The 23,094-nt window shown below is 62.1% G+C and carries 20 protein-coding genes; 10 read left to right on the forward strand and 10 right to left on the reverse strand.

Features of this window, described 5'->3' with window-relative positions; translation table 11 throughout:
* Window positions 1-57: 57 nt before the first annotated feature.
* Window positions 58-1,110, forward strand: a complete 1,053-nt coding sequence (locus tag FJ418_RS21880; RefSeq protein ID WP_140640493.1) for an ABC transporter permease — start codon at window positions 58-60, stop codon at window positions 1,108-1,110.
* Entirely contained in the window at window positions 1,107-2,603 is a 1,497-nt protein-coding gene (locus FJ418_RS21885) for a sugar ABC transporter ATP-binding protein (protein ID WP_140784292.1), read from the forward strand. The genes FJ418_RS21880 and FJ418_RS21885 overlap by 4 nt, the downstream gene beginning before the upstream one ends.
* A gap of 94 nt (window positions 2,604-2,697) precedes the next feature.
* On the opposite strand, the gene FJ418_RS21890 is transcribed toward FJ418_RS21885, so the two are convergent.
* Complete coding sequence (locus FJ418_RS21890) at window positions 2,698-3,768, reverse strand: mandelate racemase/muconate lactonizing enzyme family protein (protein ID WP_226892182.1); 1,071 nt, start codon at window positions 3,766-3,768, stop codon at window positions 2,698-2,700.
* Between the two features lie 191 nt (window positions 3,769-3,959).
* Here FJ418_RS21890 and FJ418_RS21895 point away from each other — a divergent pair, with 191 nt between their 5' ends.
* Complete coding sequence (locus tag FJ418_RS21895; protein ID WP_140652716.1) at window positions 3,960-5,021, forward strand: LacI family DNA-binding transcriptional regulator; 1,062 nt, start codon at window positions 3,960-3,962, stop codon at window positions 5,019-5,021.
* A gap of 87 nt (window positions 5,022-5,108) precedes the next feature.
* On the opposite strand, the gene FJ418_RS21900 is transcribed toward FJ418_RS21895, so the two are convergent.
* From FJ418_RS21900 to ehuB, 9 genes are all read right to left on the reverse strand, one after another.
* Window positions 5,109-6,143 carry an ABC transporter permease gene (locus tag FJ418_RS21900; protein WP_140869132.1) on the reverse strand — a complete coding sequence of 345 codons (1,035 nt, stop codon included), beginning with the start codon at window positions 6,141-6,143 and terminating at the stop codon, window positions 5,109-5,111.
* Window positions 6,140-7,678: a sugar ABC transporter ATP-binding protein gene (locus FJ418_RS21905; protein ID WP_140652712.1), complete on the reverse strand. Its 1,539-nt coding sequence runs from the start codon at window positions 7,676-7,678 to the stop codon at window positions 6,140-6,142. Before FJ418_RS21905 ends, FJ418_RS21900 begins: the two co-directional genes overlap by 4 nt.
* Window positions 7,679-7,753: 75 nt before the next feature.
* Window positions 7,754-8,824, reverse strand: a complete 1,071-nt coding sequence (locus FJ418_RS21910) for a sugar ABC transporter substrate-binding protein (RefSeq protein ID WP_140652710.1) — start codon at window positions 8,822-8,824, stop codon at window positions 7,754-7,756.
* A 61-nt stretch (window positions 8,825-8,885) separates the two neighbouring features.
* Window positions 8,886-9,653: an SDR family NAD(P)-dependent oxidoreductase gene (locus FJ418_RS21915; protein WP_140640507.1), complete on the reverse strand. Its 768-nt coding sequence runs from the start codon at window positions 9,651-9,653 to the stop codon at window positions 8,886-8,888.
* 691 nt (window positions 9,654-10,344) lie between these two features.
* The gene (locus tag FJ418_RS21920) at window positions 10,345-11,094 is read right to left on the reverse strand and encodes a GntR family transcriptional regulator (RefSeq protein WP_140869135.1); all 750 of its coding nucleotides are present in this window, start codon (window positions 11,092-11,094) and stop codon (window positions 10,345-10,347) included.
* Window positions 11,091-11,870, reverse strand: a complete 780-nt coding sequence (gene ehuA, locus FJ418_RS21925; RefSeq protein ID WP_140640511.1) for an ectoine/hydroxyectoine ABC transporter ATP-binding protein EhuA — start codon at window positions 11,868-11,870, stop codon at window positions 11,091-11,093. The genes FJ418_RS21920 and ehuA overlap by 4 nt, the downstream gene beginning before the upstream one ends.
* Window positions 11,867-12,526, reverse strand: a complete 660-nt coding sequence (ehuD, locus tag FJ418_RS21930) for an ectoine/hydroxyectoine ABC transporter permease subunit EhuD (RefSeq protein ID WP_140640513.1) — start codon at window positions 12,524-12,526, stop codon at window positions 11,867-11,869. The genes ehuA and ehuD overlap by 4 nt, the downstream gene beginning before the upstream one ends.
* A complete protein-coding gene (ehuC, locus tag FJ418_RS21935) occupies window positions 12,523-13,251 on the reverse strand; it encodes an ectoine/hydroxyectoine ABC transporter permease subunit EhuC (protein ID WP_140652706.1) in 729 nt (242 codons plus the stop codon). Before ehuC ends, ehuD begins: the two co-directional genes overlap by 4 nt.
* Before the next feature lie 57 nt (window positions 13,252-13,308).
* On the reverse strand, window positions 13,309-14,172 hold the full coding sequence (gene ehuB, locus FJ418_RS21940; protein WP_246683166.1) for an ectoine/hydroxyectoine ABC transporter substrate-binding protein EhuB: 864 nt from the start codon (window positions 14,170-14,172) through the stop codon (window positions 13,309-13,311).
* A 231-nt stretch (window positions 14,173-14,403) separates the two neighbouring features.
* On the opposite strand from ehuB, the gene FJ418_RS21945 reads away from it, so the two are divergent.
* The 7 genes from FJ418_RS21945 (at window position 14,404) to FJ418_RS21975 (ending at window position 22,898) form a co-directional block, all read left to right on the forward strand.
* The gene (locus tag FJ418_RS21945; RefSeq protein WP_140869141.1) at window positions 14,404-15,585 is read left to right on the forward strand and encodes a M24 family metallopeptidase; all 1,182 of its coding nucleotides are present in this window, start codon (window positions 14,404-14,406) and stop codon (window positions 15,583-15,585) included.
* 36 nt (window positions 15,586-15,621) lie between these two features.
* A complete protein-coding gene (locus FJ418_RS21950; RefSeq protein WP_140869144.1) occupies window positions 15,622-16,770 on the forward strand; it encodes a Xaa-Pro peptidase family protein in 1,149 nt (382 codons plus the stop codon).
* Window positions 16,771-16,779: 9 nt separating this feature from the next.
* Window positions 16,780-18,036 carry a sarcosine oxidase subunit beta family protein gene (locus FJ418_RS21955; RefSeq protein ID WP_140869147.1) on the forward strand — a complete coding sequence of 419 codons (1,257 nt, stop codon included), beginning with the start codon at window positions 16,780-16,782 and terminating at the stop codon, window positions 18,034-18,036.
* Between the two features lie 11 nt (window positions 18,037-18,047).
* A complete protein-coding gene (locus FJ418_RS21960; protein ID WP_140869150.1) occupies window positions 18,048-18,305 on the forward strand; it encodes a sarcosine oxidase subunit delta in 258 nt (85 codons plus the stop codon).
* A 4-nt stretch (window positions 18,306-18,309) separates the two neighbouring features.
* Window positions 18,310-21,258 carry a sarcosine oxidase subunit alpha family protein gene (locus FJ418_RS21965; RefSeq protein WP_140869153.1) on the forward strand — a complete coding sequence of 983 codons (2,949 nt, stop codon included), beginning with the start codon at window positions 18,310-18,312 and terminating at the stop codon, window positions 21,256-21,258.
* Entirely contained in the window at window positions 21,251-21,793 is a 543-nt protein-coding gene (locus FJ418_RS21970; RefSeq protein ID WP_246683168.1) for a sarcosine oxidase subunit gamma, read from the forward strand. Before FJ418_RS21965 ends, FJ418_RS21970 begins: the two co-directional genes overlap by 8 nt.
* 664 nt (window positions 21,794-22,457) lie before the next feature.
* The gene (locus FJ418_RS21975) at window positions 22,458-22,898 is read left to right on the forward strand and encodes a CBS domain-containing protein (protein WP_140869156.1); all 441 of its coding nucleotides are present in this window, start codon (window positions 22,458-22,460) and stop codon (window positions 22,896-22,898) included.
* Window positions 22,899-23,094: the final 196 nt, after the last annotated feature.

Consider the following 23,094-nt stretch of genomic DNA (forward strand, 5'->3'; position numbering starts at 1 on the left):
GATTCTGGCTCACGGTCATATCGCAGCCGCTGCGGCAACAAAATCTTTGAGGTACGGATGCATTCAGGCGAAACCACGCAGCCAGCCGAGCGGCGCCAAGGGTTTTCCGCTGCGGGAAAGGCGACCATCGATGCGGCGTTGCGTATTGGCGGCCTGTTTGCCGCCGTTATCGTGGTCGCGCTCGTCTTCGTCTTTATCAATCCGAACTTCGCCAATCCCAATCTCGCCGTCTCGGTGCTGAGAGCCATGAGTTCCGTCGCCATCATGGCGATGGGACTGACCCTGGTCATCGTCGTCGGCGAAATCGACCTGTCGTTCGGCGCGATGTATGGGCTGGCGGCAAACACGCTGGCGGTCGTGTGGATCCTGTGGGGTGTTTCGGTCTACCTGGCAATCCCGATTGCAATCGGCGTCGGCATCCTGGTCGGACTGTTCAACGGGTTCATGGTGACGGGTTTGAAAATCCCGTCCTTCATCGTCACATTGGGCAGCTACAACCTGCTCTACGGGCTGTCGCTCTGGATCAGCAACACCGGCACATTCAACCCGAATTATCCGCCGCCGGGAGGCAATGTCGACCAGGGCGAACTGAACTTCTTCATCGGGCTCACCCAAAACGTCGGCAAATACAGCCTGTCGGTGGAGATCTTCTGGATGCTCGGCATCGCAATTGTCGTTGGCTTCCTTTTGCACCGCTCGCTGTTCGGCTTCCGGCTGATGGCGATCGGCGGCAATCCCGAGGCGGGTAAACTCGCCCGCCTGCCGGTCAGGCGCTACAAGATCCTCGCCTTCATTCTGTGCTCGATCCTTGCGGCTATCGCGGGCGTCCTCGACTTCTCCTTCATCCAGACCAGCCAGCCCGATATCGGCCTGTCGCAGACATTTCCGGTTTTCGCGGCCGTCATCATCGGCGGGGCGAGCCTCAGCGGCGGCAAGGGCACGATCATCGGCACCCTGGGCGGCGCGTTGTTGCTGGCGGAGCTTCAGATCGGGCTCGCCCTGCTCTCTCCCGGTCCGCATGTGCAACAGATATTCCTCGGCGCGGTGACGATCGGCGCGGTCGCGCTCGACCTTTTCCTGACCAAGTTGCGCAAGAGCCGCGCAGCATGAACGCAGAAGGCATCAGCATCCGCGGGATTACCAAGCGCTACGGCAGCACGATCGCGCTCGACGGCATCGATCTCGATATCTTGCCCGGCGAGGTGCTTGGCATCGCCGGGCCGAACGGCGCGGGAAAGAGCACGCTGGTGCGCATCATCGCCGGCGAGGAGAAGCCTGATGCAGGCAAGCTGACCTTCGATGGCCGGCCATGGTCCCCTTCGGTTGACTGGCATGCCGTCGCCGTCGTGCACCAGGAACCGCAGCTCTTTCCCAACCTGACCGTGGCGGAGAACGTCATGGTTGGCCGCGAGGGCACCAATTCCGCGCGTCCGCGCCTCGGTTCGGCCGACGCCAAGGTGATGGATGCGCTCGGCATCGGTCGGCTGAAGGACCGACAGCTGGCCGATTGTTCCCTGGCCACCCAGCAACGCACCGAGATCGCCCGCGCGGTAGCGCGCGATTCACGTGTTTTCCTTTTCGACGAGCCGAATTCCGCCTTGACGGCAGACGAGTCGGACCAGCTTTTTGGAGAGATGCGCGCGCTAGCCGGCACCGGAAGGATCGTGCTTCTCGTCACGCACCGTCTGGGCGATCTCGTCGAGCATTGCACCCGGGTGGCGATCGTGCGTGACGGCAAGGTTAGGGCGATACTTTCTGGCGACGCGCTTACGGAAGACGCGATCGCGCGGCAGTTGGTGACGGACGCAGCCATTGTCGACGCCGTTGCCGCCCGCCGTCCGAGCGGCTCCCCGACGGTCGAAACGCTTTTTTCGGTCCGCGACTGGACCCATCCCAAGGCATTCCGAGCCATATCGATGCAAGGCAGGGCCGGCGAGATCATCGCGCTGATGGGCGTCGAAGGATCCGGCTCGCGCGAACTGATCCGCTCGTTTGCAGGGCTGGAGCGATGCACGGGGACGATGCAGATCGAGGGCGAGGCATCAGCCTCGGCCTTGCGGCATCGCACCGCCTATGTGCCGGCGACGCGCCAGCTTAGCCTGTACAGCAATTTTTCCGTCGGCGAGAACTTGCTCGTGCGGCTGGGCTATCCGGAAATCGCCGGGTTCGGCCTCACGCTGAAGAAACGCAAGATGCGCGACATGGCGAGGGACGCAGTGCGTCGTTTCCTGGTCAAGACCCGCACGACGACGCAAGGCATCCGTTCCCTGTCGGGCGGCAACCAGCAGAAAGTCGCGATCGCCCAGGCGCTGCACTGTGCCCCGAAACTGTTGCTTCTGGAGGAGCCGACGCGCGGCGTCGATATTCACAGCAAGGCCGAGATCTACAGGCTGCTGCGCGACTATGCCGATGCAGGCAACACCGTCATCATCTTCTGCACGGAAGTGTTGGAAGTCTATGAAGCAGCCGACCTTGTCTATGTCGTCGCCGCGGGCATGCTGACAGAGCCGCTGAGGGTGGGCAACTATGAGCACGTCGAGATGCTCGCCACCGACATCACGCAGCTTGAACAGAAGCGGCGCAAGGAAAAAGCAGCGGCCTGACGGCTGTCACGTCGGTCGTATGCTATGGCCTTGAGTTACCAGCAAGATCGGTGACGTCGACTGCATTTCAGTCATCGACAGGAGCTGAACGGGCTCAGAGTCTATATTTGCCGATCGTCTTCTGGTCGAGGACAAGCCCGAAACCGGCGCCCTGCGGCACTTTGTAGACGCCGTTGTCGAATTTCGACCGGTTCGCCACAAGTGCATAGAACATTGGATCGCGATCCGGGTGAAACGTTTCCAAATACGTCCCGTTGGATATGGAGGCCAGAAGGTGCGCGGAAATCTGCGGCTCCTCGTGATGCCCCATCTCCACCGCGAAGCATGACGCCAAGGCCGCGACCCGGCGCCATTCGGTCGGCCCGCCGCCCCAGCTCGCATCGAAATTGCAGACGTCGATCGCGCCGGCCATCATCAGGTCTCGGCAACCGGCGCGGCTGATCTCGCTTTGCCCGGCCGCAATCGCAATACCGGTCTGGCTGCGCGCCGCAGCGAGGTCGAGCCGGTCGTTGTACCAGCGGACCGGTTCCTCGAACCAGCGGATGTTGAGGTCGGACACGTAACGCGAAAACGCAACCGCGTCGCGCAGGCTCCAGCCTTGGTTTGCGTCCACAAGAAGCGCGAAATCGTCGCCCGCGGCTTGGCGCGCCGTGCGCACGCGCTCGGCGTCTTCCTTCGGCGTCCGTCCGCCCACCTTGAACTTGCAGCCGCCGTATCCGTCGGCGCGTATCTGCTCCATCTCGCGGCCGAAATCCGCCAAAGTCTTGTTTTCCTCATAGTATCCGGCGATGCAAATGACCGGCAACGCATCGCGATAGCCGCCCCACAGCTTGTAGAGAGGGGTGTCGAGCGCCTTGCCGACAGCGTCCCACAACGCACTGTCGACGCAGGCCTGCGCGCACATGGCGAGTTTGCGGTCGCGCAGGATATTGTAGCTCGGCTTGCGCATCGCTTCCCAGCATCCTTCGATATTGAAGGCATCCTTGCCGACCAACAGCGGCTGGATCTCATCCAGGATGATCTTGACAACTTCCGCCTGGGTTTCGAACTCATCGCCGTTATAGACCTCGCCGATGATTCCCTCGGAGGTGTAGACGCGCGTGATGATGGTGCAGCGGTGCGTCATGAAATAGTTGCTGCCCCTGAAGGTACGTGGCAGCGGCATGCAGAGCGGAATGCATTCTATGCGTTCTATTTTGAGGGAGCTTGACATTGAAACGCTCGTTTTTCGAAACGTTTCCAAAAATAAGGGCTTGGCTTTCGGAGGTCAAGCGCAAAGCACGAGCTTCCCGCTTGTCGTCAAAGTCACCGTCGCGCTACTATGCAGTTCTATAACAAGACTGGGCAGTTAAATGGTTGCCTGGTTCGACCGGTATTGACGGGGGCTCGGTGAGAAAAGGGATCGACAAGCCGGCGACAATTCGGGACGTGGCGCGTGTCTCCGGCGTTTCTGTCGGAACCGTTTCACGCAGCCTGAATGCTCCTGATACCGTGCGGCCGGGAACCCTCGGCAAGGTGCGCGCCGCGATCCATTCCCTTGGTTTCCAACCGGATTCACGCGCGCAGAACATGCGCCGCCGCAACACGATGACGGTGGGCTTCGTCATCGATGATATCGCTAATCCGTGGCATGCGAGCTGTTTCAAGGCGGTCGACTCGCAGATGCGCGAGCGCGGCTTCTCCCTTTACCTCATGAGCACCAACGGACGGGCATCGGACGAAGCCGCGGCCATCGACATGCTCCAGCACGGCCGCGCGGACGGCATGATACTGACGATCAACAACGAACAGGATCCGCGCACCATCAAGCGGCTCAAGGAATTGCGCGTGCCTTCCGTGCTTCTCGACCGCGACATACCGCTGGAGATCGACGCGGTGCTGACCGAGCACGCGACGGGCTTGAGACAGGCGACCGGCTATTTGATCGAGCTCGGTCATCGCCGCATCGCCATCATCACGGCGGGCAAGGACATAAGGCCAGGACGCGAGCGCGTCCGCGGATTCGTCGAGGCGTTCCAGAAAAGCGGGCTGGCCGTGCCTGAGCATCTGATCCGTTCGCAAAGCCTGTCGGCTGATTTCGGTTTCCGCGAAGCCACTGCCCTGCTCCAGATGCGCGAACGCCCGACAGCCATCATAGCGGCAGGCAATCGTATCCTGGTCGGCGTGTTGCGTGCCCTCCAGCAGCAAGGCGTTTCGGTGCCGAACGATATTTCCCTTATCGGATGCGACCGCTCCGATGTGGCCATGCTTTATCCCGGCCCTATCACGCTTATCGACCGCCCGGTCGAGGAGATAGGACGTACGGCAGCACTGCTTCTTCTTGAACGGCTGGGCGGCCAGGCCGATCGGCCAGCGCAACGGATTTCTTTTCCGACGCACCTCATTCTCGGCGGCTCTTGCCGGCCGGTCAGCGATTAATTCGTTCATGGGGCACTCAGCCAAGGAACTGCCCGAGCGACGCCAGCCTCGAAACGCCAATTGAAAATCGCGTGTGCCCGGGCACCCTCAACCGTGCAAGGATTCTCGCCGCAGCTCCGCACGTCGCGTTCGATGATATTTGATCAATCGGTCGAGTGAGACGGCAAGCACGGTCACCGCTCCGGTAACGAAGGTGCTCCACGTCGCATCGATGCCAAAGAAGATCAACCCGCTCGAGATGACCTGGATGATCATCATGCCGATCACCGCGCCGATGATCGTGCCGTGCCCGCCAGACAGCGGCGTGCCGCCGATGATGACGGCGGCAATGACAACCAGGACGAAGTCGCTGCCTTCATTCGGATCGATGGCGCCGCGAAAGCCGAGATACATTGTGCCCGATAGCCCGCATATCGCGCCCATCAGCACCAAGGTCTGAAGGCGCACCCGGGCCGTCGGTATGCCGGCATGCGTGGCGGCTTCCGGATTGCTGCCGACCGCTTGCACACGGTAGCCGAAACGCGTGCGGTGAAGCACAACGTGCATTGCAATCGCCAGCAGCACGAACACCAGCGCCGCCACAGGCAGAACTCCGAACAATTTATAGGAAATCACCCAGAAGAAGCTGCTGCTCTGGTCGGACGGTACGATCGCCCTGCCGTGGTTGACCACCAGCGACAGCCCCTGGAACATCGAATAGGTGCCAAGCGTCACGATGATCGACGGCAGACGCAGCGTAACTGCAATCAGACCGTTGACGAGCCCGAGACAGGCCCCGAACACGATGCCGGCCAGCGCCGCAAGCCACGGGTCGAACCCCGCGACCATCAGAAGCGCTGCAATCACCGCCGAGAAATTGAACATCCAGCCGACCGAAAGGTCGATCTCCCGGATCGCCAGCAGAAACACCATGCCGATCGCCAGCATGCCAAGAAACGTCGTGTTGCCGAGCAGCGAAAACAGGTTGATCGAATTGAGGAAACGCGGCCGGGCAACGCCGATCACCGCCATCATGACGGCAAGCGCGACGATCACGCCGATCTCCTCCGGCATACGAAAGCGCCACTTCGGAAAGTCCTGGGGCCGTGGAGCGATTGTTTCCGTGCGGTCGGCTTCGGTCATGCCCTGTTCGTTTCTTGCTGCGGATTTCGAATCCTCCCCGGCATCTCGCCCGTGTTGACAAGATGGAGGATGGAACGGCTGTCCATGTCGCCCGAGGAAACAATGGCTGCCAACCGCCCCTGATAGACAACCACGATGCGGTCGCAGAGACCGATGAGTTCAGGCAATTCGGTCGAGCTGAACAGCACGATGCCGCCATCGGCGGACATCTGACGGATGAGGCCGTATATTTCTCGCTTGGCGCCGACATCGACGCCGCGCGTCGGATCGTCCAGCAGAAAGACTTGCGGACCTATCTCCAGCCACTTCCCGATCACGACCTTCTGCTGGTTGCCGCCCGACAGCGAATTCGTCAGTGCGTGCGGTCGGCCTTTGATGCGCAAAGCCTCGATCTGGCGGCCAGCGCGGCCCAGGGCGACTTTTGGCGAGAACCACGACGGGCCGTCGTCTCGCGCGCCCACCACGATGTTGGAAATGTTGAACAGGATCGACTTGTCGAGCATCAGACCGTTGCGGCGGCGGTCTGCCGGCACCAGGCAGACATTGCGGCGGGCCGCATCCGTCGGATTTTTTGGAAGTCCACGGCCGTCGGGAAAGCGGACCTCCCCCCTGCGCGCCCTGCGCAGTCCAAACAGGATATCGAACAGGTCTGAAATGCCGGATCCCTCGAGCCCGGCAAAACCCACGACCTCGCCCGACCGAGCCGTGAAATCGATCTGACGCAGCCTGCCGCCGCCGAGCCCGCTGACGGCGATCTCTTTCGCAGTTCCGGCTCTGGCAGGCAGAGCAGGCGGAAACAGCGCCTCGCGTTGGCGTCCGATCATGCCTTCGATGACTTCTGGAATGGTAAGCGCTGAACGATCCCCGGTCAGCACATCGCGACCGTTGCGGGTTATGGTGATGCGGTCGCAGATTGAAAAAACCTCTTCCAGCCGGTGCGAAACGTAAATCATGGTGATGCCGCGCTCGCGGATGCGTTTCAGCACCGCAAACAGCTTCTCGGTCTCGCGCTGGTTCAAAGCCGAATTCGGTTCGTCCAGGATGAGCAGGCGGGGATTTTCAAGGAGCACCCGGCACAGTTCGACAAGCTGCCGTTCACCTATGCTCAGACGGTTGACCGGTGCCCTCACGTCGACATGAAGCCCCAATTCGTCAAGAAGCGGCCGGCATCGTTCCTCCATAACCGTGTTGGAGATGAGGCCGCGGCGCACCGGCTCGCGGTTGACGAACAAATTGGCCAGAACCGAGCGCTCCGGAAAGAGGCTGAGCTCCTGGTACACCATGCCAATGCCGTGCTGGCGTGCGGCGTTCGGTCCGTCGATGGCGACAGTGGTGCCGTCAAGTTCTATGGTTCCGCTGTCCGGTCTGACGACACCGGCCAGCACCTTCATGAGGGTCGACTTGCCGGCGCCGTTCTCACCGACCACGGCGTGGATGGTGCCGCGTTCCACCGCCAGGCTCATATCGTCGAGCGCAATGACGCCGCCATAATGCTTGGCGAGGTTGTGCACGGATATGATGGGCCGGTCGGACATCTGTGCTTTGCAAGGGACCCAGACAGAATCGGGGGCGGCTTCCGCCACCCCGCTTTCATTCAAACGATGCGGTGCTTATTCGGATTCCGCGGAAATCGGCTTCGGCGTCGCCGACAGCATGTCGGCAGTGAGCGTCTGCGTCCAGGCCTTGTAATAGGCCGCGGTCGCTTTCGGATCGGCCGCCAGCTTCTGTGCCTCATCGAAAGAGATCGGCGTCAGGCCGTTGCCCATGTCGACCTTGTCGGCGGTCACGATCTGCGAACCGGCATTGTAGAAGCCTGGATCCAGTTTCTTGCCGCCCTTGATCGCATTGACCAGCAGCGCGACCGGCAGATAGCCCTGCACGAAGGCGCTTTGGCCGATGGTCACGTAAGCGTGGCCTTCCTTGACGGCCTTGAGGTTCAGTTCCGTCAGATCGTAGCCGCCGGCCACGAACTTGTCGCCATTGGCGGCGTTGAGCTTGCCGAGGCTGGTCACGTCCGGCGCGCAAAGGCCGATCAAGGCCACAGCGTCAGGATTTGCGCTATAGAGCTGTTCCCAATGATTGTAGTTGTCGACCGCCGAAACTTTGACATCGAAAGGTCCCAGCACCTTGATGCCGGAGGCTTTGGCGAGCGATTCCTCGACACCCTTGGCGCGATTTTCCAGAACCGGGAAACCGGGGAAGCAGTTGCCGATGATGACCGTTCCCTTGGCGCTTTCGCCGCCGATCTTGTCCAGCACCATGCGACCGAGAACGCGGCCGCTCTCGACCGATTTTTCACCGACATAGGGTGCGTTCACCGCCTTCGACAGCAGGTTGAACTGCACGATCGGCACGCCGCTCGAGATTGTGTCGTTAAGACCCTTGGCCATGGATTCGCCAGGCACCGACGTCGCTATCCCCTGGGCGCCTGAATTGGCGAAATTCTGCACCAGCTTCAGCTGCCCTTCCGGTGCGCCGCCGGCCTGTTGCGCTGTCACCAGCTTGACGCCGAGATCGTTGGCGGCGGCCTGCGCGCCATCCTGGATTTGCTGCACGAACGGGTCGCCCTGCGCATGAGCGACGAAGCCGATGGTGATGTCTTCAGCGAATGCGCCTGACACGCTGAGCGCCAGCGCCAGCGCGCCGAGCGGCAAAGTCGTCTTGAACCTTGTGATTGCCATGTGAATTGCTCCTCCCTTTTGATCGTTATCGGTCTGCACGTCTTCTTTTGATGGAGCCGGGTCAGATGGCGGTCAGGCCGCCATCAACGAACATGAAGGACCCGGTCATATAGGACGCGTCGTCGGAAGCCAGGAACGCCACAGCGCCTGCGATCTCTTCGGGCTCGGCGCCACGCTTCAATGGGATGTTCTGTATCTGCCATTCATAGACTTTAGGGTCGGCAACAAGTTCCCGTACGATCGGGGTCAACGTGAAACCGGGAACAACCACATTCACCCGGATGCCTTCCGGCGCATGATCGACAGCCATGACGCGCGACAGGCCATGCACTCCTCCCTTGCTGGAGCCGTAGGCGACATTGGCCGGCGTGCAGCCCGACATGCCGGTAGGCGATCCGGTCAGCACCACCGCACCCTTTCCGGCCGTCGCCTTGATCGCGGCGACGCCGTGTTTGCAGCTGAGATACATGCCAGTAAGGTTGACTCCAACGATCTCGTCCCACACCGCTTTGGAAAGCCCGTCGACTTTGCCGTCGCGTTCGCCGGAGAATATCCCGGCATTGGAAACCAGAATGTCGAGGCGGCCAAACCTGGCGACGATCGCCTTGAAAGCGGCCTCGACCTGAGATTCGTTGCTCACGTCGGCTTTCAGCGGCAGCGCTTCGCCGCCCGCCTGCGCGATCTGCTGCGCGGTTGCCTTTGCGCTCTCCTCGTTCCAGTCGAGTATGGCAACCTTGCACCCCTCTTCCGCAAGACGCTTGGCCGCCGCCTGCCCTATGCCGGAACCTGCGCCCGTCACTGCGGCAATCTTGCCGTTGAGGCCCCTCATCAGTGCTCCTCCGCCGGCCGATCACGGCAAAAATGCGCCGTTGGTCGCGTCGATGCATCAAAACAATATCGTTTCCACGATACCTGTCAAGGACGATGACACCGTTGATATTGCATACAAGGATTTGCCCGTAACACTCACAACATAAAGCAGTTTGTGGTATGGAAATAGGAATTGTCGAGCTTATATCGTTTCCAATTGGTGGGTCCATTCAAACGTCATATTGGACTTCTTGGCTTGCTGTTTTTTCGACGGCTAAGCCTGCCTGCCCCCAAAATCTCACGTCATATCGAGGCCGCATCGAGGACGGAACGCGACATCGGCTCGTTCAAGGGCATCAAACTGAGTGTCAGCACGGATCATCGGCCATAACACCATCTCCGTCGACGACCGTGACCCTCGGCTCGCGGATCAGATCCAATGAATGTAGAAGCCGGCGCAGGCACCAAAGAATTGCGACTTCCAAGCTCCTGCGACCAAAGCGCCTGCTGTTGTCCGCTTCGGGTCGGATAACGTGGACGACGCGGACAAAACAGGGAAGCACGTCAGGGGTAGGGATTGGGATGGCTAGGAAAAAACCTGGCAAACTTCAAATTGGCGAAAGTCAAAAGGTTCATCAAGGCGCCAGTTGGTTCGTTCGAACTTCGGCAAAGGAAGAGTCGTTAATCGCCTGAGCAGGCGAGTGCTCGGACTATTTTTCTTGCCGTACCAAGCGATCGCTGTTCGTGTCCTTGGCATGACCCCCATGCCGCATCATGCGTCGAAAGCTCATTGAGATATGCGCACGCCTGATGTGTCCGATCGACTCCCAGTCGCCGATCTCCGCCGCCGCCAGGACCTCCTCCATTTCGCGCCGGAAGGCCGTGAACTCCTCCACCAAACCTAGTTGTGGCATCATCTTCAGGACGACACGCGCCACCTGGAAATACAGTCTCTCGCTGATCTCGCGCAGGGGCTGGTTCCCTGTCATGGCGGTCAGTTCGGAGAAGAAATCCATGTTCAGCTGCAGGAAAGCCCGCTGATCCGGATTGAGCATATCGGAATCACAGCGTGCAATCAGTGCCCGGATCCGGTCCAGGTCGGCGGCCGTCCGCGGGATCGGCGAAAGCTTGCCGACCAAAAGCGCCAGTTCCAGACGCAGGTGATAGACCTGCTGCAATTCCTCGATATTGACATCGGTGACTATGGTGCCGACGCCGTGGACGGATTGAACCAGACCCTCGGATTCGAGGCGCGCCAGCACGCGGCGGACCGGCGTGCGGCTGATCTCGAATTCCTGTGCGAGTTCTTCCTCGGAGAGCCGGCTTCCCGGCGGGTAGTCGAGCAGGCAGATGCGATCACGCAGGATCCGATAGATACGCTCGAACCGTTCCCGCACCGAAAGCGGTCGTGGCGCGTCTACGATCGCGGTGGTGGCCGAGGCATCCGTCTCGAGCGTCATCCAGCCTCCAGGACAGCGTGCAGGAACTGCCGCGTCCGCTCGTTCTTTGGGGCACCGAACAACTCGCCTGGCGGTCCCTGCTCGCATATCTTGCCCTGGTAGAAGAAGCAGACGCGATCGGAAAATTCCTTGGCGAAGCCCATCTGGTGCGTGACCATAAGCATCGTCAAATCATGCTCGCGGCCGATTTGCCTTATCACTTGCAGCACTTCGCCGACAAGTTCCGGGTCGAGCGCGGAGGTCACCTCGTCGAACAGCATGATCTTGGGCCGCATCGCCAGCGCCCTGGCGATGGCGACGCGCTGTTGCTGGCCGCCGGAGAGCTGGGAAGGATAGTGGTCCTTCTTCTGTGACAACCCGACCATGTCGAGAAGCTCGGCCGCTCTCGCCTCGGCATCGGCCCGCTTCATGCCAAGCACGGTTATCGGCGCCTCGATGCAGTTGGCCATCGCCGTCATGTGCGGAAACAGATTGAAGGACTGGAAGACCATGCCGATCTTCGCCCGGATGCGGCGGATGTGAGCAAGGTTGGCAGGCACCAGCTTTCCATTCTGCTGCATATGCGTCAGCGGCTCGCCCTCGACCCAGATGACGCCGTCATTGATCGTCTCCAGCGTCATCAGCATGCGCAGCACGGTGGTCTTGCCGGAACCGGACGGACCGATGACGGAAACCTTCTCGCCGCGCGCGATTTCGAGGTTCAGGCCGTCGAGAACAGTCAACGCGCCGTAGCGTTTGGAAACATTGTCGAAGCGGACCATCGGTTGTTCCGTCATCGCGCGTTCCTCCGGTTGAGCAGGCGTTCAAGGGCACGAATAAGCGCGGCCGAAACCAGGCTCATCGCGAGGAAGAACAGGCCGACCAGTGTGATAGGTTCGGTGTAGCGGAATGTCTCGGAGCCGATGATCTTGGCTGTCTGCATGAGTTCCAGCACGGCGATGGCCGAAAGCAGCGGCGTCTCCTTGAACAGCGCGACGAGATAGTTGCCGAGTGCCGGCACGATCGGCGGGATGGCCTGCGGAATGATGATGTCGCGAAAGGTCGTCCAGGACGAGAGATTGAGCGCGATCGAGGCTTCCCATTGGCCTCGATGGATATTGTCGAAGCCCGCTCGATAGACCTCCGAGCAGTAGGCGGCATAGTGGATACCGATCGCCAGAACACCGGCCGTGAACGCGTCGAGCACAAGGCCGAATTTCGGAAAGACGAAATAAACAAAGAAGATCTGGATGAGCAGTGGCGTCGAGCGGATCAGTTCGACCAGCACCGAGATCGTCCAGCCTGTCCATGGCACGGCGATGCGGATCACCGCCAGGATCAGGCCGAGCGAGGCCGCGATGGCGAAACCAAGCAGCGTCGCCTCTATGGAGATGACGGCGGCGCGGGCCAGCACCGGCAGGATCTCGAGGGCAAAACTCCAATCCCAGATCATGCTGCCTTTCCTCGTGCCAGGCCGAGCGAGGCTCGCCTTTCGAGAAGCCGCATGCCGATGGAGACGGTGAGCGACATGGCGAGATACATCAGCAGCACCAGCGTGAAGATCGGAATGGTCTTGAACGTGTTCTGGTTCATCTGCTGCGCCTTGAAGGCGAGGTCGGACAGTGTGATCAGCGACACCAGCGCGGTCGACTTCAGCAGCTCGATGAACAAATTGCCCCAGGGCGGGATCATGGCGATGAAGGCTTGCGGCAGGATGATCCGGCGCAGCATCTGCGCACGGCTCATGTTGAGCGCCGTTCCCGCTTCCCACTGGCCGCGCGCGACCGACTGGATGGCGCCGCGCACGCACTCGGATCCGTAGGCCCCGACATTCAGGCCAAGCGCGAGCACGGCAACGGGAAATGCGTCGAGCGTGACGCCGAATTGCGGCAGCACGAAAAACAGCCAGAACAACTGCACCAGCGCCGAGGTGCCACGAAAGATCTCGACATAGACCGTCGCCAGCCATCTGAGCGGCGCCGGACCATACATGCGTGCCAACGCGGCGAGCACGCCCATGACGACCGCCAGTAGGCTGCCTAGGACTGCGATCTCGATCGTCAAGGCGGCGCCCTGCAGCAGTCCCGGCAGGAACAGGCTGTATGTTGCCTGCGTGGCCAGCACGGCGATCAGGGCCAGCGAGACGACCAGCATGCCAACGAGCGTGCGGATACCCATCTGCTTCTCCGAGGAAAAAAGGGGGCGGCGCTCTCACACCGCCCAGCAGTTGGGAACTTATTCGCCCTTGCAGAGCTGCGCGGTTGTCTTATTGGGCAGATAGTCCTTGCCGAAGCCGAGCGGTTCGACCAGCGCAATGTGTTCCGGCGAGCCGATGAATTTCTTCAGTTCGGCATTGAACGCTTCCTGCAGATCGGTGTCTTCCTTGCGGAAGCCGAAGCCGCCATGCCCCTTCACCGACTTGCCGGCAACCTCGCCGAAGGGCTTGGTCGATTCGACGCCATCGGCCTTCTTGGCCATATCGGCGATCGACAATGCGGTAAGCGCGGCGGCGTCGGCGCGCCCTGCCTGGACGGCGGCGACGAGACTGGACTGGTCGGGCAAGGCGACGATCTGCCCCGCCGCGACACCTGCATCCTTGGCGTATCCGCCCTCGACCGCGCCCGCCATCACGGCGAGCTTGAGGTCCGGATTATCCTTGATGCTCGAATAATCCTTTATGCCCTTCGGATTGCCCTTGGTCACCAACATGGCCTGGCCGATACCGTAGGACGGTTCGGAGAAATTGATCTCGGCGCACCGCTTCGGATTGATGAACATGCCGGCGGCGATGATGTCGAAGCGCCCGGCCTTCAGGCCTGGGATGAGCGAGCCGAATTCGGTCAGCACGCCGTCGACCTGCGCAATACCCATCTTGGCAAGCACCGCCTTGGCGACCTCAGGCGCTTCACCGATCAATTTGCCGTCGGGCGTCGCAAAACCAAACGGCGCCTCGTTGGCGAAGCCGACACGGATGTAGCCGTCCTTCTTGGCCCGCTCGAGGGTCGTCTCCGCATGGGCCGGCAACGCCGTGAATGCGGTCGCGGCGAGCGCAAAGCCGGCGACCACCTTCACAACCATGCGGCGAGATATCTGTGACATGAGCATGCATTCCCCTTTTCTTTTTGACGATTGCCTTGGCTCGGACGACGTTTCTCCTCCGTCGCAGCGAGCATGTAAGACGTATACAACTGATCTAGACATATCGCAAGACACGCTGTACGAATCCTGAAAAGTCCGCGCATTTGGATCGGGTGTACGGTCGAATAGCCGATAGTTGTGCACAATTATGCTATTTTTCTCGAATTGACGCGGCGGTCAGGGGAAACGGGTTTGAGCGGCTCAGCCAGCTTCACAACGGCAGAATATGCACGGCGCCTGGCAGGCGTGAAGCGGCGCATGGAAAAGGCTGGCTTCGATCTCATCATCTGTCAGGACCCGGCAAATATGTGCTGGCTGACCGGCTATGATGGGTGCTCCTTCTACGTGCCGCAGTGCGTGCTCGTCCATCTGGAGGAAGATCGGCCGATCTGGTTCGGCAGGGCGCAGGATGCCAGAAGCGCCTGCATGACCACCGGCCTGCCCGAAGAAAACATCGTTTCGTTCTCGGAGCGTCTGGTGCAGCAGCCCGTCGAGCATCCCTATGACGAGCTCGCCGGTCTGATCCGGACACGCGGTTGGGGACGGGCGCGGATCGGCGTGGAAATGGATGCGCACTATTACACGGCGCGCTGCCATGCCCATCTCGTCGGCGGCCTGCCCGAAGCGAACCTCGCCAACAACCACGACCTGGTCAACTGGGCCCGGCTGGTGAAATCGGACACCGAACTGGCGTTGATCCGCCAGGCCGGCGCGATCTGCAGCAATGCCATGAACCGCGCCATCGAAAAGATGCGCCCGGGCGTGCCGCAGAACCACGTGATTGCCGAAATCTATCATGCGCAGATCATGGGCGTGCCGGGCGCCGGCGGCGACTACGCCGCGATCTGTCCGCTGATGCCGGTCGGCGAAGGCACGAGCACACCGCACCTGACCTGGTCGGACGCGCCGCTCCCCGACAGCGGGCTGGCCATCGTCGAGATCGCCGGCGTGCGGCGGCGCTACCACGCGGCGCTGACCAGGACCGTGCATTTCGGCAAGCCGCCGACCGCCCTCTCCGACATGGCCAAGGTGATCGTCGAAGGCGTCGATGCGGGCCTCGATCTGGCTCGGCCCGGCAACACCTGTGAACAGGTCGAAGCCGCCTGGCAGGGGGTGCTGCGCAGAAACGGACTGAAGAAGGAAAGCCGCGTCGGCTATCCCGTCGGCCTCGCCTATCCGCCGGATTGGGGCGAACGCACCGCAAGCCTCAGGCCTGGCGACAAGACCGAGCTGCAGCCCGGCATGTGCTTCCACTTCATGGCCGGCGTCTGGCTCGACGATTTCGGCGTCGCCATTTCCGAATCCTTCGTCGTTACCGAAGCCGGCGGCGAACGGCTTTGCGACGTGGCCCGCGATCTCATCGTCATTGACTGACCACCACCCGACAGCCGGTAACTTCAAGGATACCCAATGGACCGCAATCCCTTTTCCGAAGTAGAAATCGCCGGCCGCCTGTCGAAGGTCTGCACAGCGCTGGCAGAGCGCGGACTTGATGCAGCTATCTTCTCTGCGCCGGAAAACATCTTCTACCTCACGGGCCTCGACCATTGGGGCTACTTCGCGCCACACTTCCTGATCATCCCGCTCGGCGGTCGACCGGTTCTAGTCACCCGGTCGATGGAAAAGGTGACGATCGAGAACCAAGTGAAGGCGGCGGATTTCCGCGGCCATTCCGACAGCGAGACGGCCGCCGACCTTGCCGCGCGTGTCCTTGCCGAGCTTGGCCTGACGGGCAAGCGCATCGGTCTCGAGCACTGGACGTCGGGCCTCAGCCACGGCCTCGCCCTGAAGCTCGAGGCGCAGGCCAACGCCAAATGGAGCGATGTCTCCGGGCTGGTCGACAGGATGCGGCTGGTGAAGAGTGCCGAGGAGCAGGCGCTGATGCGCCGCGCTGCAAAGGTTACGGATGCCGCTGCCGGTGCAGCGATCGCGGCGATTTCCGACGGGGCTGTCGAGCAGGAGGTCGCTGCCCAATGCGTGGCGGCGATGATCCGCGCCGGCGGCCACGCGCCCGGCTTCGGCCCGTTCATCCGTCCCGCCGCCAGGCTTGGCGAAGAGCATACGACCTGGGGCGACGGCATCTACCGCGCCGGCGAGCCGGTCTTCGTCGAACTCTCTGGCTGCATCTCGCGCTATCACGCGCCGCTCGGCCGGCTGATCCGCATCGGCAGCATCAAGGATGAAGACGCGGCGATGGCCGAGGTCGCAGCCAAAGCATTCGATGCCGTCCTCAAGGCGCTCAAGCCTGGCGTCAAGGCGCGCGACGTCTATGGTGCCTGGCAGGGCGCCGCAGACGAAGCAGGTCTCTCGCATTATCGCCGCCACCATTGCGGCTACCTGGTCGGCATCGGCCAGCCGCCATCCTGGACCGGCGGCAACTCGGTGACCGGCCTGAGGCACGATTCCGATCTCGAGATCGAGACGGGGATGAGCTTCCATATCCTGTCCTGGCTGATGGGCACCGGCCGCGGCGACCATTTCATTTCAAACACCGTGCTGCTGACCGACGCGGGCGCTGAAGTGCTGACCCGCACTCCGGCCGGCTCGATCGTCCGCTAGACCATGAACATGTCGCGCTATTCGGCGTTCTCGATTTTCCGTAACGGCCTGTCCGGCCAGAAGAACTGGCAGCGCGCGTGGCGCGCGGCAGAGCCGAAGACGGCTTACGATGTGATCATCGTCGGCGGTGGCGGACATGGGCTGGCCACCGCCTTCTATCTCGCCGAGAACCACGGCATCCGCAATGTCGCCGTGCTGGAGAAGGGCTATATCGGCGGCGGCAATGTCGGCCGCAACACCACGGTGATCCGCTCCAATTATCTGCTCGACGGCAACACCCAATTCTACGAATTCTCGGTCAAGCTATGGGAAGGCCTGTCGCAGGCGCTGAATTTCAACGTCATGTTTTCGCAGCGCGGCCAGATCGTCACCGCCCATTCGGCGGATCAGCTCGACACGTTCAGCCATCGCGCCAACATCATGCGGCTGAACGGCATCGATGCCGACATTCTCGACCGCGAGGAGGTGCGGCGGCTCGTGCCCTATCTCGATTTCTCCGACACGGCGCGGTTCCCGATCCATGGCGCGATCCTGCAGGGCCGCGCCGGCACCGCCCGCCACGATGCCGTCGCCTGGGGTTATGCGCGCGCCGCCGACGGCCATGGCGTCGACATCATCCAGAACTGCGAGGTGACCGGCTTCGTCCGCGACGGTGACAAGATCGTCGGCGTGGAGACGAGCAAGGGCCGCATCGGCGCCGGCAAGGTCGGGTTGGCAGTCGCCGGCCACACCTCAGTGCTCGGACAGAAGGCCGGCCTGGAACTGCCGATCGAAAGCCACGTGCTCCAGGCTTTCGTCACCGAACCGCTGAAGCCGCTGGTCGACCATGTCGTCGCCTATGGCGCCGATCATTTCTATGTCAGCCAGTCCGACAAGGGTGGGCTTGTCTTCGGCGGCAATCTCGACGGCTACAATTCCTACGCCCAGCGCGGCAATCTCGGCGTCGTGCGCGAGGTGGCCGAGGCCGCGATCGCGCTGATGCCCTGCATCTCGCGCGTCAGGCTGCTGCGCCATTGGGGCGGTGTCATGGACATGACGCCCGACGCCAGCCCGATCATCTGCCCGACGCCGATCGATGGGCTCTATCTCAACGGTGGGTGGTGCTATGGCGGCTTCAAGGCGACACCGGCTTCTGGCTGGTGTTTTGCGCACACGCTGGCGACCGGCAAGCCGCATCCATTGATCGCCGCCTATGGGCTCGACCGTTTCCGTACCGGCCACACGCTCGACGAGGCTGGAGCCGGCCCCGCGGCCTGGCTGCAATAGGAGCAAGACGAATGCTTCGCATCGAATGTCCGTGCTGCGGCCCGCGCGATCATGACGAGTTCCGCTATGGCGGCGACGCTTCAGTTATGCGTCCGCGTCATGACGATCCGGACCCGGAGTCCTGGTACCGTTATGTTTATGTGCGCAAAAACCCGCCCGGGCCACATAGCGAGTTCTGGCAACACGCGACCGGCTGCCGGCAATGGCTGGTCGTCGAACGCGACACCCGCAACCATTCCATCCTCTCCGTCGGCTTCGCCAGGAAATAGAAGCATGAACTCGAGCGACAGACGTTTGCCGGCCGGTGGCCGTATCGATCGTGCGCAACCGATCGACTTCAGCTTCGATGGCCGCAAGCTGTATGGCTATCAAGGCGACACGCTGGCTTCGGCCCTGCTGGCCAACGGCGTCACACTCACCGGACGCAGTTTCAAGTATCACCGGCCGCGCGGCATCTTTTCGGCCGGACCCGAAGAACCGAACGCGCTGGTCACGCTCGGGGCTGGTGGACGACGCGAACCCAACATGCCGGCAACTACGCTCGAACTGGCGCAAGCCATGATCGCCGAAAGCCAGAACCGCTGGCCCTCGCTCGGCTTTGACCTGCAGAGCATCAACGGGCTGTTTGCGCCGTTCCTTTCCGCCGGCTTCTACTACAAGACCTTCATGGGGCCATCGCGGCGCGCTTGGATGTTCTATGAGCATTTCATCCGCCGGGCGGCAGGCCTGGGCCGAGCCGGCGCCGAGCCCGATCCCGGCCGCTATGAGACGCGGCATGCATTCGCCGACGTCGCCGTCGTCGGCGGCGGCCCGGCCGGCCTCTCGGCGGCGCGCGCGGCGGCGGCCGCGGGCGCCAGGGTCGCCCTCATCGAGCAGGATTTTCTGCTCGGCGGCCAGTTGCTGTCGGAGCGCCCCGATGGCGAGGCGGCAGCCTGGCTGAAGGCGACCGAGGCCGAACTCATGGGCCTGCCCAACGTCGCTATGCTGCGCAAGACGATGGCATTCGGCACCTATGACGGCAACACGCTAGGTCTGATCGAACGAAACGACGATCCGGCCGAGGAAGGCGCTGCGCGGCAGGTCTTCACCATGCTTCGCGCCCGCTCCATCATCCTTGCGGCGGGTGCCATCGAGCGACCGCTGGTGTTCTCCAACAATGACCGGCCTGGTGTCATGCTGGCATCGGCCGCCCGGGCCTACCTCAACCGCTTCGCCGTTCTGTCCGGCCGACGGATCCTGGTTGCCACCACCAATGACGGCGCCTATCGGACCGCCTTCGATCTTGCTGCCGCCGGTGCGGAGGTGACGGTCGCGGATCAGCGCGGCGACCTGACCGCCGCTCTGGCCGCGGAAGCCAGGCGCCTGAACATGACGATCCGATCAGGGACCCAAATCGCCGGCCTGCGTGGCGGCCATGCAGTCAAAGCCGTAAAGCTCGCCGGGCCGGGTGGCAACTCAGAGATCGCTTGCGACCTCCTCTGCGTGTCCGGCGGCTGGTCACCGACCGTGCATCTCACCGCGCATCTCGGTGTCAAACCCGTCTATCGCGACGACGTGGACGGCTTCATTCCCGGCGGCTTTCCGGCAGGGCATTTTGGCGCCGGCGCAATGATGGGCCGCTTCTCGACCGCCGACGCCATCGACGGCGGACACCATGCCGGTATCGAAGCCGCAGCTTTCTGCAGAAAATCGGCAGCCGCACCGGCTCCCGCGAGGCTCGATCTCGGCGAAGCCGCTCCCGACGCGTTCCGCGCAATCCCCTTTGTCGGCCGCGGAAAGGCTTTTGTCGATTTCCAGATGGATGTGACCACCAAAGACATCGAATTGGCGCATCGCGAGGGCTATGAATCGGTCGAGCACCTGAAGCGCTACACCACGCTCGGCATGGGCACCGATCAAGGCAAAACCAGCAATTTTACAGCACTTTCGGCCATGGCGGCGCTGCGCCACGAGACGATCCCGCAAACCGGGACCACGACCTTTCGACCACCCTACGCGCCCGTCGCCATCGGCGCGCTCGCCGGCCGCGCCGTCGGCCACCATTTCAAGCCGTTTCGCCTTACGCCGATGCATGACTGGCATGTGGCGAATGGCGCCGACATGCTCGAGGTTGGGCTGTGGATGCGTCCGTATTTCTACCGCGCCGCCGGCCGCGACGTGAACGAAGCCTATATCACCGAGATGCGCATGGTGCGCGGGGCCGCGGGGCTGATGGACATTTCAACCCTCGGCAAGATCGACGTGCAAGGGCCGGATGCGGCCATTTTCCTCGACCGTGTCTATGCCAACGGCTTTGCCAAGCTGCCGGTCGGCCGCGCCCGCTACGGAGTCATGTTGCGCGATGATGGCATCGTCTTCGATGATGGCACTACCACACGGCTGTCGGAAAGCCGGTTCTTCATGACCACCTCGACCGCCAAGGCGGCGGATGTCCTGTCGCGGCTGGAATTCCTGCTCGACACCGCCTGGCCGGATCTGCGCGTCGCCGTCACCTCGGTCAGCGACGAATGGGCGGCGATGTCGGTCGCCGGACCGAGGAGCCGCGATATCCTTGCCGCCGCCTTTCCGCAACTCGACGTCTCAAACGATGCGCTGCCGCATATGGGCCTTGCCGAAGGCGAGTTCGGCGGACGGGCGTTGCGGATCATGCGCCTCAGCTATTCAGGTGAACGCGCCTACGAGATCTATGTCGGCGCAACTGCCGGCGAGACGGTCTGGCGCCATTTGCTTGAGGCGGGCGCGCCCTTCGACCTGAGACCCTACGGGGTCGAGGCGCTGGGCGCGCTGCGGGTCGAAAAGGGCCATGTCGCCGGACCCGAAATCGATGGCCGCACCGCACTCGACGATCTCGGTCTTGGCCGCATGGTCGGAAAACGCGCAGGTTTTGTCGGTGATGTCTTGCGGCGGCGTCCGGCATTTCAAGCTTCCGACCGTCAGCGCCTGGTTGGCTTGGAATGCACCGAAGAGGGCAAGCGCCTTCGTGGCGGTGCGATATTGTTCATGCCCGGCGATACCGTCGCCGGGCACGGACGCGGCCGGATAACGTCGGTGACGTTCAGCCCGGAGCTCGACCGCTATGTCGGCCTCGCCCTGCTGGCAGGCGATGTCGCGGTGGAGGGAAGCGAAGTCCTCGCTGCCTATCCGATGAAGGCTGAAACCGTTCGCGCCCGCATCGTCTCGCCCGTCTTCCTGGATCCGAAAGGAGAGCGGCTGCATGGCTGAGGCTCTGGTATCGAAAGATTTCACTCTGTCGAGGTCCGACTGCCCGATCGTTCAGGTCGAGGGCTGGGACGGGATGCTGGCCCGGTTTGAGCTGAACGTTTCCCAAATGCTGGGCACTGCCCTGCCGGTCTCGGTCGGCGAGACGGTCCGCCATGCCGACACGCTCATCGTTCGGGTCTCCCCCCGCCGTCTCTGGCTGATGATGGAGACGGATGCAAAACCGCCGCAGCCCGCGATCGATCCCGAACTGGGCTGTTCGGTTCCCCTCGGCGAGGGACGCGTGCGCTTCAGCTTGAGCGGCGCGCGCATCCTGGAAATCCTCTCCGGCTGCATCGCAGTCGACTGGCGCGCGCCAAGCGCAGCGCCGGGCCGCGCAATTCAAACGGCCTTGCATCACGTACCGGTGCTTGTCCTGCGCACGAGCGAGACCAGCTGCGTCATGATCGTGCCGCGAAGCTTTGCGCGCAGCCTTGCGGACTGGATCGCCGACAGCGCCAGCAAGCGTTCTTCGCCTGGAATTAAAGCGCGCAGTTAACTGCCCGCTGGCCGACAAGATGGAACCGTTTCTCAACCCGTCCACTCAAGCAGCACGAGGCCCGGGTGTCGGCGCCCGCCGGCTGTTGATGGCCGAAGACGAATAGCTGGTGGCGGAAAGAAATGCCGCCGCACCGGTCGCCGACGCTTTGGAGCACCAAGCCATCTCATTCATCTTCGTAAGCGCGTATTCGGCCGACGATTTCCAGGTTCCGGCAAAGCCGTTGGCTATGCCTTGTCCCGACAGCTCCATACACCCTTGGCACTTGCTGCCTTGCGCTCCGCTTTGACAAGCAAGCCCGGCTGAAGCACAACGCGTCGATGCCTGCACCGGTTCATTCCGGTCGTTGCGAAACCGGCCGCCACCACTACCCGGCAAACCGCGAACAGGCTTTGATCTATCGCAAACGCATGGCCCAATCGCGCCGCACCCGTAAGTTCAGACGAAGCAATTAGGCTGCTTTCTGGTTCCGGCGGGTCGACCTGGACGCGCGCGACCTACGTCTGCGGCTGGATAGACGCGATGCGCGCGGGTCGACTTCCCGATGCGGAACGCCGCGAAAAGCGGACCCGCGGGTGAATTGGTGGAACGTTATCGTTGAACAGTTCGTTCCGTCGTCACAGCGATCCGGCGGGGGTCTTTTGCAAACCGATAGGAGATTGCCATGAAAGTCGGCGACTGCATGACGAGGGACGTCAAAATCGCAAATCCTGAACACTCGATTCGAGATGTAGCCCAGATGATGGGCAGCCTCGATACCGGGGTGATGCCCGTCGGCGACAACGATCGGCTGGTTGGCATGATCACCGACCGTGATATCGTGGTCCGCGGCGTAGCGTTGGGCAATGGGCCGGATGCCAAGGTGCGCCACGTCATGAGCGTTGGGGACATCAAATACTGCTTCGATGACGAGGATATCGAGCATGTCCTTGCGAACATGGGCGACTTGCAGGTGCGCCGGCTTCCCGTTCTCAACCGCGACAAACGGCTTGTCGGCATCATCTCCCTTGGCGACCTCGCGAAGAATGGAGAAGCGGCGGAGGCTGGGGAGGCTTTGGGTGGCATATCAATGCCAGGCGGAGAACATTCACAAACCGCCCATTAGAGTTCGCGGAGTGTGGGCCGGCGCTGCTGCAATCCTGTCACGCCGCCTACGCCCCGATGCTTTCGGGCCACAACGCCTTGACATCCTTGGGCAGGCCATCGCGCACTTTCGCCGACTGGCCTAAGGTTTGTTGATATTCAGGATTCCCATCTTGGCTTGGTCGTGATTCAAGCTTTTGATGGAACGATTCGTGCTG

The organism is Mesorhizobium sp. B2-8-3, assembly GCF_006440815.1.
Classification (GTDB): Bacteria; Pseudomonadota; Alphaproteobacteria; order Rhizobiales; family Rhizobiaceae; genus Mesorhizobium.

What these genes read in the sequence shown, in the direction of transcription:
- FJ418_RS21960 (WP_140869150.1), top strand. Translation starts at nt 18,048, where the DNA reads ATGCTTCGCATCGAATGTCCGTGCTGCGGCCCGCGCGATCATGACGAG.
- FJ418_RS21975 (WP_140869156.1), top strand. Translation starts at nt 22,458, where the DNA reads ATGAAAGTCGGCGACTGCATGACGAGGGACGTCAAAATCGCAAATCCT.
- ehuD (WP_140640513.1), bottom strand. Translation starts at nt 12,526, where the DNA reads ATGATCTGGGATTGGAGTTTTGCCCTCGAGATCCTGCCGGTGCTGGCC.
- FJ418_RS21910 (WP_140652710.1), bottom strand. Translation starts at nt 8,824, where the DNA reads ATGGCAATCACAAGGTTCAAGACGACTTTGCCGCTCGGCGCGCTGGCG.
- FJ418_RS21880 (WP_140640493.1), top strand. Translation starts at nt 58, where the DNA reads ATGCATTCAGGCGAAACCACGCAGCCAGCCGAGCGGCGCCAAGGGTTT.
- FJ418_RS21970 (WP_246683168.1), top strand. Translation starts at nt 21,251, where the DNA reads ATGGCTGAGGCTCTGGTATCGAAAGATTTCACTCTGTCGAGGTCCGAC.
- FJ418_RS21965 (WP_140869153.1), top strand. Translation starts at nt 18,310, where the DNA reads ATGAACTCGAGCGACAGACGTTTGCCGGCCGGTGGCCGTATCGATCGT.
- FJ418_RS21915 (WP_140640507.1), bottom strand. Translation starts at nt 9,653, where the DNA reads ATGAGGGGCCTCAACGGCAAGATTGCCGCAGTGACGGGCGCAGGTTCC.
- FJ418_RS21955 (WP_140869147.1), top strand. Translation starts at nt 16,780, where the DNA reads ATGTCGCGCTATTCGGCGTTCTCGATTTTCCGTAACGGCCTGTCCGGC.
- FJ418_RS21905 (WP_140652712.1), bottom strand. Translation starts at nt 7,678, where the DNA reads ATGTCCGACCGGCCCATCATATCCGTGCACAACCTCGCCAAGCATTAT.
- ehuC (WP_140652706.1), bottom strand. Translation starts at nt 13,251, where the DNA reads ATGGGTATCCGCACGCTCGTTGGCATGCTGGTCGTCTCGCTGGCCCTG.
- FJ418_RS21890 (WP_226892182.1), bottom strand. Translation starts at nt 3,768, where the DNA reads ATGCCGCTGCCACGTACCTTCAGGGGCAGCAACTATTTCATGACGCAC.
- FJ418_RS21885 (WP_140784292.1), top strand. Translation starts at nt 1,107, where the DNA reads ATGAACGCAGAAGGCATCAGCATCCGCGGGATTACCAAGCGCTACGGC.
- FJ418_RS21950 (WP_140869144.1), top strand. Translation starts at nt 15,622, where the DNA reads ATGGACCGCAATCCCTTTTCCGAAGTAGAAATCGCCGGCCGCCTGTCG.
- ehuA (WP_140640511.1), bottom strand. Translation starts at nt 11,870, where the DNA reads ATGACGGAACAACCGATGGTCCGCTTCGACAATGTTTCCAAACGCTAC.
- ehuB (WP_246683166.1), bottom strand. Translation starts at nt 14,172, where the DNA reads ATGTCACAGATATCTCGCCGCATGGTTGTGAAGGTGGTCGCCGGCTTT.
- FJ418_RS21920 (WP_140869135.1), bottom strand. Translation starts at nt 11,094, where the DNA reads ATGACGCTCGAGACGGATGCCTCGGCCACCACCGCGATCGTAGACGCG.
- FJ418_RS21900 (WP_140869132.1), bottom strand. Translation starts at nt 6,143, where the DNA reads ATGACCGAAGCCGACCGCACGGAAACAATCGCTCCACGGCCCCAGGAC.